Here is a 970-nt window from a genome sequence, read left to right as displayed (position 1 = left end):
TGCTTCAGCAAGGTGAGTCGGGTTAGACATCGGCATGATAACCGGACGGTCTACGTGAGATGCCATCTCTTTCACAATTTCCTCTGTGAACGCACCTGAAACCCCTGAAGTACCAATCAAGATAGTTGGTTTCGCTTGGCGAACCACTTCATCGAATGGAATTTGGCCTTTTTCATCGCGTTTCCAGTCTTGTACTTCATCTGTACTGCGAAGGTAAGGTTTTTGGAAATCAAGGATGCCTTCGATTTCTTCAGTCAGCAAGCCTCTGTAATCAATTGTGTAGAAGCGTTTGTTAGCTTCTTCTTCAGATAATCCAGCAAGCACCATTGTGTCACGGATTTGGTCGGCAATACCGATACCAGCAGAACCAGCACCAAAGACAACAACACGCTGATCTTTAATAGAAGCGCCAGTTTTCTTCATAGCAGCAAGCACACCAGCGAGTGTGATCGCGCCTGTACCTTGGATATCATCATTAAATGTAAGAACTTCATGGTTGTATTTTTTCATGATATTGCGTGCATTTTTGTTACCAAGGTCTTCCCAGTGAAGAAGCGCTTTAGGGAAGAATTTCAATGCTGCTTTTACATAAGCGTCAATGAAAGCTTCATAGCGTTCGCCTTGAACACGTTCATGCTTGTTACCAATATATAAAGGATCATTCAGAAGTTTTTCGTTGTTTGTACCGACATCAAGCACTACCGGGATAACACGGCTAGGGTCAATGCCTGCTGCAGCAGTGTAAACCGCCAATTTACCGATTGCGATGTTAATACCGCCTACACCCCAGTCACCGATACCGAGAATACTTTCAGAGTCAGTAGCAACGATCAGATCAATATCCCCTGCTGTCGCATGAAGGTTTTCAAAAGCTTTTTCAATACCGTCAATATTGTCGATTGACAAGTAGATACCTTGAGGTCTTCTATATTCATGGCTGTATTCCTGAATCGCTTCACCAACTGTTGGT

Annotated in this window: 1 pseudogene; it reads right to left on the bottom strand. The window is 43.7% G+C overall.

The window, feature by feature from the left end:
* Window positions 1-970 (bottom strand): annotated as a pseudogene (gene malS, locus RAC86_RS39135) (oxaloacetate-decarboxylating malate dehydrogenase); the annotation flags it as partial.

The organism is Bacillus sp. LR_5 (assembly GCF_042709275.1).
Note: the sequence above shows the minus strand (reverse complement) of the source record. Positions and strands in the feature narration are given on the sequence as shown.